Consider the following 7,599-nt stretch of genomic DNA (forward strand, 5'->3'; position numbering starts at 1 on the left):
CCATTTCATGCATTGTGGTAAATAAAAGGGTGCTCTTTGGAACTGAAACGTTGACATTGGCTTCTGCCGTAAAGGGAGAATAAATTCCTGTAATGTTTGTATAAGACATTAAATCTGAGAGAAAGACTGCTTTGGGAAGCCCGTAATCCCCACCTAAAAAAGGATAAGTTGTTGCAGCTGTTGCATAGCCAAGCGGTGCGCGCTTAAAAATTTCTGAGACAGTTTCGTTAATTGTAAAGACACCGTCTTCATTTTCGAACACTTGAGTTCTAGTTTCATTCGTTTGATTGATGAGATAATCATAAAGGAGAGCTAATTCTTCGACTGACCGAGGGCTCAAGTTTAACTGTAAGGTTTCTTCTAGGGGTGTTTTATAGTAGTTGAGCCCCCATAAAATCGTGAATAAAAAGTATAATAAACTGGCAAAACTTAAAAGATGAAGGAAAAAGCGCCCGATGATGGACCACCAAGTTTTTGGATACTTTGCCACTTGATACAACGTTAGATCAAAGTATCCAAGAATCATTAGGATTAAAAAATAAATGAGCCATTCAAATAACGAAAAAGGAAGTATTCCAGTTAGCTGGCTTAATTTTTCAACGACCCATTGATTAAACCGTTCAGAGTAGAGTGCTGTGAGCGTGGTAGGGTTAGATTTGGCCATGAAGATGAGTAAAAGTGATAGAGGAAACAGGCAGAGTAAGATGAGTGGTGTCAAGTAACGCTTCATAAAAAACCTCCGATTATCTAGCTTTCTTTCTATTATAACAAAAAGAGGATGACATACCAATAATGAGGTAATTCAGGAAGCTGGTTTGTCGAATCATTGTGAAAATGAGACAAAATACTAGACAATTTTTATCACATATGGTTAACTAGTAAGAAAACTTCTAGAGGTGAGATGATGAGGAAAGTTCAATTAGTGAATCAAATTAAAGCAGCTAGTCATCAAATCAGATGTGATTTGGTAATCAAAAATATTACGATTATTGATGTGTTTCAAAATGATCGATTTGTTGCTGATGTCGCCATCCACGAGGGCCATATCGTTGGAATTGGCGAATATCAAGGAAATTGTGAAGTGGATGGAAGTGGGAAGTTTATCTGTCCTGGATTAATTGATGCGCATGCTCATATTGAGTCATCGCTTGTGACACCTTGTGAATATTATAAGGAAGCATTAAAGCATGGGATTACATCGATGATTACGGACCCACATGAAATAGCGAACGTGCTAGGGGTTGAGGGGATTGAATTGATGATTAAATTGAGCGAGGACATTCCGTTTGATATGTATGTGATGCTTCCTTCTTGTGTTCCGGCGACGGGATTTGAAAATTCAGGAGCCAATCTTTATGCGAAAGACTTAGCTCCTTTATACGCTCATCACCGTGTTCTTGGATTAGCGGAAGTGATGAATTTTCCAGCTGTTATCCATGGAGAGGATGACATGATTCAAAAAATTATGGATGCGAGAAAGCGTGGCTTAACGGTCGATGGGCATGGCGCAAGTTTTGATTTAAAGACGCTCAATGCTTATGTCACAGCAGGAATTACGACGGATCATGAATGTCACACAGCTGAGGAAGTGATTGATCGTTTACGTCGTGGGATGTATGTGTTAATGCGCGAAGGAAGTGTGGCTAAAAATTTAGAAAAATTAATTTCAGTGGCAAGCATCGCCAACAGCCGACGTATTTGTTTTTGTACCGATGATAAACATATTGATGATTTAATGACAGAAGGAAGTATTGATCACTCCATTAAAGTAGCGGTTAAACATGGTTTAAAAATTGAAACAGCCATTCAAATGTGTACCTTAAATACAGCGGAGTGTTATAAACTAGACGGATATGGTGCCATTGCCCCTGGATTTATAGCCGATTTTATTATCTTAGATGATCTAGATTCATTTAACATTCATTCGGTTTACAAAAAAGGGATTCGTGTCGTTCATCAAGGTGTTTTAGAGGTAGGAGAGAATAGGAACTCAAAAATAACTAAGACGTTTGAAAACACGGTAAAATTACCAACGTTAACATTTGAGTCGTTCAAAATTTCGTGCCGTGATAAAGAAATATTAAATGTGATTGAGCTAATTCCAAATAAATTAGAAACGATTCATCAGTGTTTTAACTTACAAGAATTAGGAGTGACGGATGAAGTTCATTCCGATGTGGAACGTGATTTATTAAAAGTGGCGGTGATTGAACGTCATCATTTGACGAATAACATTGGACTGGGAGTGCTCAAAGGCTTAAAGTTAAAAAAAGGTGCCATTGCCACGACCATTTCACACGATTCACATAATTTAATTGTATGTGGGACAAATGATGAAGAGATGCTCTTTGCATCAAGACAATTGCAACAAATGGGTGGAGGCATTATCGTGGTTTGTGAAGGAAAAGTATTAGCTTCTTTAACACTAGAAATTGGTGGTTTAATTACCAATCGCGCCGCATGTGATGTCATTGAAGAATTAAAATTATTACATGAAGCCATTGAAATGATTGCACCAAGTCTTGATTTTAATCCTTTTTTGACGCTTTCGTTTTTAACGCTACCAGTTATTCCGGCAATTAAATTAACAGATAAAGGTTTGTTTGATGTGATGAAATTTGACTTTATTTCTGTTGTCTCATAAAAAGTGTTCGCTATAGCGAACACTTTTTATAATGGCTCATATAATAAGTTGATGGGGGCCGGTTTAAAAAGAGGAGGGAGAGAGACGATGAATATTAAAACCATACAAGTGGTCATTTTAAATCATAAGACCTCTTCTATTGAAAAATTTGCAAGAAATGCAAAAGCTATTCAATATTATCAAGATGGAGAAAGTGCCAATTTGGTGAATGATTTATATCATCATTGGTTCGGCATTAATGAAGCCTGTATTGTTGCTCATCATTTAGCTTCATTAAGTGATAATCAAGAGGAAATTAATTATGTCGTGGCCGTCAATCCGTTTAAAGCAGGGGTGTCTTACGATGTCCAAAAGATAAATGGCAGGCGACTTCGTTTTGTGTTTATCTTTTTTGAGGTCCAAGAGTCAGAGGCTAGACAGTATGTGTATGAATATTTAAAGGATCTCCTTCTGAATAATAAAACGCAGCCAGTTGAAGTAGATGTCGACTACCATAATGTCAATTTTTATTAAATCCATAAAAATATAGGTCATGTTTTATTTGTTTCGACAATATAATTAAGAGAGAGTCTAGGTCACCAACGTAAGAAAAAATGAGGTGAAATCATGCTAAATTTTTTAAATAATATGAATTTATTGCCGACAAATTTTATTGTGGCTAATATTGTCGAAGTTTTAAAAGAGGATCCTGAAAATGGGATAGATAAACTATATGAGATGTCGCAAAATTTCATTACTGATCCTCAAATTCAACAAACCGTTAAAGAAATAAAATCGTATTATGATAGCCATCCTTCGATTAAACGGTATATTAAAAATATGGTGTATAATACGCATAAAAATGTATTAAACCACTTTTTACAAAATATCGCGGTTAAAGAAGCATGGGAAGGCATCAATAAGCGAGAACAGGCAAGTCAAAAATATCAAGTTCAAATTCCGTATGCATTGATGCTTGATATTGGAATGGACTGTCAATTAAACTGTAAGGATTGTTACTACCCTCATGACCACTCGTTCTCGATGCCATTAAGTGAAATTGATCGATTAGTCTTCGAAGCAAAAGAAATTGGAATTCATTTGATTATTTTAAGTGGGGGAGACCCTGTTTTAAATGATGGGTTGTTAAAGTTGTATGAGAAATATTCAGATGTTGAGTTTATTGTATTTACGAATGGGACATCAATGAACACAGAGCGTTGCCAGCGCCTTGTCAATCTCGGGAATGTGTTGCCGATGATCGTGCTTGAAGGGGAAGCGAATGAGATGAAAGAGCAGGTGAATCCAGGCTTATATCATCAGATTTTTGAAACATTTGATTTGCTAAAATCACAAGGGTTATTATTTGGGGTTGTGACGCCTCTTAAAGCGACTAATTTAGAAAAAGTCGTCAGTGATCGATTTATTTTACCATTGATTAAACATGGGTCAAGACTTCAACTCTATGTAAGTACTCATCAGCCAAAGAGTGGAGAAGAATTGACACCTAAAATGAATCAGTGGCTAGAACGTCAATTAAATGATATGAGACGAATGCGTCCGTATATGGCTGTTCATTTACAAAGCTATTCTCCTTTTATTGGGCGTTGTGTAATCGGACCATTAGCCTATAACATTATGCTTGAGAGTATGAATCAAGTAGTTGAAATTCCTCAGTTTAATACCAAAATGATTAACGGAGCTAGACTAGTGCAAGTTTTAAAACAATATCAAATCTAAAAAAAAGACGTGAATTTAATCACGTTCTTTTTTAGTCTTGCCATTCATCCACATTTGTTAAGCCTTTAATATTAGAAGCTTTGAAGATAGGTTCTTTAATTCCTTGTTTCTTTTGTTCTGTATAGTCTTTCAATGCTTTAATAGCGAAGTGTCCAAGTAATATGATAGCGATGAGGTTTACAATAGCCATAAATGACATGAATAAGTCAGCTAAGTCCCACACAATCGCTACTTTCGTTAATGATCCGAAGATAATCATTGCCACTACAATAATACGGTAAGCAATTAAATAAGTTTTCTTCGTACTCATAAATTCAATATTTGATTCTCCATAATAGTAGTTTCCAATAATTGAACTAAAAGCAAATAATAAAATACAGAAGGCAATAAAGTAGTTACCAAAAGCTCCAATTTGTGAAGTTAAGGCATGTTGCGTTAATTGAATTCCTGTTAAGGAAGAATCTGTATATGAACCGGATAATAAAATAACAAAAGCGGTACAGCTACAAATTAAAATCGTGTCGGTAAAAACACCTAATGTCTGAATTAACCCTTGTTTAACCGGATGAGTGACTTCAGCTGTTGCAGCTGCATTTGGCGCACTCCCCATTCCAGCTTCATTTGAAAATAAACCGCGTTTTACCCCTTGAATGAACATCACACCAAAGGCTCCTGATGCAAATGAAGAGAAGTCAAATGCATTTGAGATAATTAAGTTAAAAACATGAGGGATTTCTTTAATATTTAAGATAATCACTACAATGGCTACTAAAACATAAGCCACTGCTAAAATAGGAACGATTACCTCTGAAACTTTAGCAATACGGTGAACACCACCAAAAATAATTAAAGCACTCACAGCTGCTAATAAAAGTCCCATCACTAGTTTGTCCATTCCAAAGGCTGTTTGGAAGGCTTCAGAAATCGTGTTAGCTTGTACGGCATTAAAGACAAATCCGAAGGTAATAGTAATTAAAACAGAGAAGATAAGACCCAACCAACGTTTGTTTAATCCTTTTTCAATGTAGTAAGCAGGACCTCCACGATACGCCCCATTTTCATCTTTTACTTTATAAATTTGAGCTAAGGTACTTTCAATGAAACTTGAAGCTCCTCCGATTAAAGCAATGATCCACATCCAAAAGACAGCACCTGGTCCACCGACTGCAATTGCAAGGGCAACGCCAGCAATGTTTCCAGTTCCAACGCGAGAAGCGGTACTAATACAAAAGGCTTGGAAAGATGAGATTTTATCTTCATTTTTATTAGATTTTCCAACTCCATCCCCTAGAAGTCGAATCATCTCTTTCATCATTCTAAATTGAACAAATCCTGTTCTAAAGCTAAAGTAGAAACCAGCGATTAACAGTAGGACAATTAACAGATAGCTTCCGATATACGTGTTACCAGCACTAATCAAATTATTTAATCCATCTAAAATCGAGTTTCCCATTGTTTGAATAGTTTCCATATTGGCCTCCTTTTTTACTTATCAAAATCCAATTTTTTTCGACACTCCGATTTCTATTATAACTTAAAATGAAAGAAAATGTAAGTTTAAACCATTAATAGTAAAAAATTAGAATGAGTCAAAATGGAAAATTTTTAGATTATGGTTAACAAAAAAACCTTAAGGAAGCCCTTAAGGTTTTCATTTATTTTTTAAAGATACCAAGTCCTGTAACCACTAATGTTGCCCAATCTGAGTCGTCGTTGTTTTGCCAAGTATACTCCACGTTTAATTTCTTTAACCAAGCATTTAATCCTGTTGATGTTTTTCCATCCGTCGCAGCTTGACGTCCAAAAGCTTCTTTAATTTTTTCTAGTAAGTCTTTTTGTCCTTCTGCATCTAATTCAAATCCGACGATATCTTCTAATTCTTCACGAATATTTTCATAAGCAATTAAATCATCGCGATATAAATCATTGACTAATAATTGACGTTCACGATTTAATTCTAAAATAACATTTTGGATTTCTTCATGATTTGAAAGATATTTTTTAGCGACATTCATCGCAGCAATCACATGATCGATTTTAACAATACGCTTTTCAATAGCTGAACTTTTCATAACTTAATCTCACTTCGCAATCTTTATTTTTCCATAACTTTTGAATTATATCATTTCACTAAAGCGTGGGCAAGTTTTATTTTGTATAATAGGCGATCCCAATACTTCCAGGTCCAACATGACATCCAATGACAGGTCCAATAGATTGTAATCCCACCGGTTGTTTTAACTCTTCTTCAAGTTTTTGAGCGAGAAGAAATCCATCCTCTTCATTGTTAATATGATGAACAATAACGCCTCCAAGCTCGCGAGACGTTAAATCTTCTTTAAACTTATCGATAAAGGTTTGAATCGCTTTTTTCTTCGTTCGAACTTTTGTATAGACAGTTGTTTTCCCGTCTTCGACTGTTAAAATTGGTTTTATTTGGAAAATATTCCCTAATAGAGCTGAAGCCCCTCCAATACGTCCGCCTTTTTTTAAGTAATCAAGTGTTTCAGGCGTAAATAAGAAACGACTGTGCTCTTTCACTTGTGTCGCAACTTCGATGACTTCATCCATTGAAGCCCCTGCTTTTGCTGCTTTTGCCGCTTCTATTGCAATATAACCCATTTGCATGCAATTAGTCATTGAGTCAAACAGCTGAATATTGGCAGTAGGGTATTTCTCAAGCACTAAGTCACGAATCATATGGGCATTTGAGAAGGTACCGCTCATCTCAGAAGATAAGAAAACTCCGAAAATATCGTGCCCGTTACGAACCAATGACTCAAATGTTTCTAACATTTCATCAGGTGTGGGTTGAGAAGAGGTTGGAATTTCATTGAGCTCTTTTAGGTGGCTATAAAATTGGTCTAAGTTGACATCCAATTCACGTTCACTAGTTCCTTTAACAATAATATTGAGCGAGACAATTGAAAGATCTAAATCTTCTTGAATTTCCTTTGGAATGTAAGATGTACTATCTGTAATCACTTTAATTGACATAAGGATCCTCCTAAAATGAGATAAAAATAAAAGAAACAGGGATACTAATTAATAACCAATATTATAACTTAAGATAAAGAAAAAATTAACAAAAAATGCAAATATATTTTGAGATTTGAGTGAAATGACGTACAATGAGGAAATAAAAAGATAAATCAATCATCGGATAAAAAACGACGTTAAAAAGGATGTGGAATTTTGAAAATATTAATTGATGGAGACGGATGTCCAGTGACAGA

The 7,599-nt window shown here is 35.5% G+C and carries 7 protein-coding genes; 3 read left to right on the top strand and 4 right to left on the bottom strand.

All coding sequences use genetic code 11. The features are described from left to right. The coding region (locus QWC74_RS08335; protein WP_288993976.1) for a DUF3810 family protein at positions 1–730 on the bottom strand (730 nt) is incomplete at its 3' end. Positions 731–904: 174 nt separating this feature from the next. On the opposite strand from QWC74_RS08335, the gene ade reads away from it, so the two are divergent. The 3 genes from ade (at position 905) to QWC74_RS08350 (ending at position 4,363) form a co-directional block, all read left to right on the top strand. Beyond that, positions 905–2,644 carry an adenine deaminase gene (gene ade / locus QWC74_RS08340; RefSeq protein ID WP_006785628.1) on the top strand — a complete coding sequence of 580 codons (1,740 nt, stop codon included), beginning with the start codon at positions 905–907 and terminating at the stop codon, positions 2,642–2,644. An 87-nt stretch (positions 2,645–2,731) separates the two neighbouring features. After that, positions 2,732–3,157 carry a hypothetical protein gene (locus tag QWC74_RS08345; protein ID WP_006785629.1) on the top strand — a complete coding sequence of 142 codons (426 nt, stop codon included), beginning with the start codon at positions 2,732–2,734 and terminating at the stop codon, positions 3,155–3,157. 93 nt (positions 3,158–3,250) lie between these two features. Then, complete coding sequence (locus QWC74_RS08350) at positions 3,251–4,363, top strand: radical SAM protein (RefSeq protein WP_006785630.1); 1,113 nt, start codon at positions 3,251–3,253, stop codon at positions 4,361–4,363. Between the two features lie 31 nt (positions 4,364–4,394). Here QWC74_RS08350 and QWC74_RS08355 read toward each other — a convergent pair whose 3' ends face one another. The 3 genes from QWC74_RS08355 to QWC74_RS08365 form a co-directional block, all read right to left on the bottom strand. Beyond that, positions 4,395–5,834: a sodium:alanine symporter family protein gene (locus QWC74_RS08355; protein WP_006785631.1), complete on the bottom strand. Its 1,440-nt coding sequence runs from the start codon at positions 5,832–5,834 to the stop codon at positions 4,395–4,397. 184 nt (positions 5,835–6,018) lie between these two features. Then, on the bottom strand, positions 6,019–6,435 hold the full coding sequence (locus tag QWC74_RS08360) for a hypothetical protein (protein ID WP_006785632.1): 417 nt from the start codon (positions 6,433–6,435) through the stop codon (positions 6,019–6,021). 76 nt (positions 6,436–6,511) lie between these two features. Beyond that, a complete protein-coding gene (locus QWC74_RS08365; RefSeq protein ID WP_006785633.1) occupies positions 6,512–7,360 on the bottom strand; it encodes a DegV family protein in 849 nt (282 codons plus the stop codon). Positions 7,361–7,599 lie beyond the last annotated feature (239 nt).

It is taken from the genome of uncultured Turicibacter sp., from assembly GCF_938044715.1.
Classification (GTDB): domain Bacteria; phylum Bacillota_I; class Bacilli_A; order MOL361; family Turicibacteraceae; genus Turicibacter; species Turicibacter sanguinis.

Excerpts from the sequence above, each read along its gene's own strand:
- ade (WP_006785628.1), top strand. The coding sequence starts at position 905 with ATGAGGAAAGTTCAATTAGTGAATCAAATTAAAGCAGCTAGTCATCAA.
- QWC74_RS08345 (WP_006785629.1), top strand. The coding sequence starts at position 2,732 with ATGAATATTAAAACCATACAAGTGGTCATTTTAAATCATAAGACCTCT.
- QWC74_RS08350 (WP_006785630.1), top strand. The coding sequence starts at position 3,251 with ATGCTAAATTTTTTAAATAATATGAATTTATTGCCGACAAATTTTATT.
- QWC74_RS08355 (WP_006785631.1), bottom strand. The coding sequence starts at position 5,834 with ATGGAAACTATTCAAACAATGGGAAACTCGATTTTAGATGGATTAAAT.
- QWC74_RS08360 (WP_006785632.1), bottom strand. The coding sequence starts at position 6,435 with ATGAAAAGTTCAGCTATTGAAAAGCGTATTGTTAAAATCGATCATGTG.
- QWC74_RS08365 (WP_006785633.1), bottom strand. The coding sequence starts at position 7,360 with ATGTCAATTAAAGTGATTACAGATAGTACATCTTACATTCCAAAGGAA.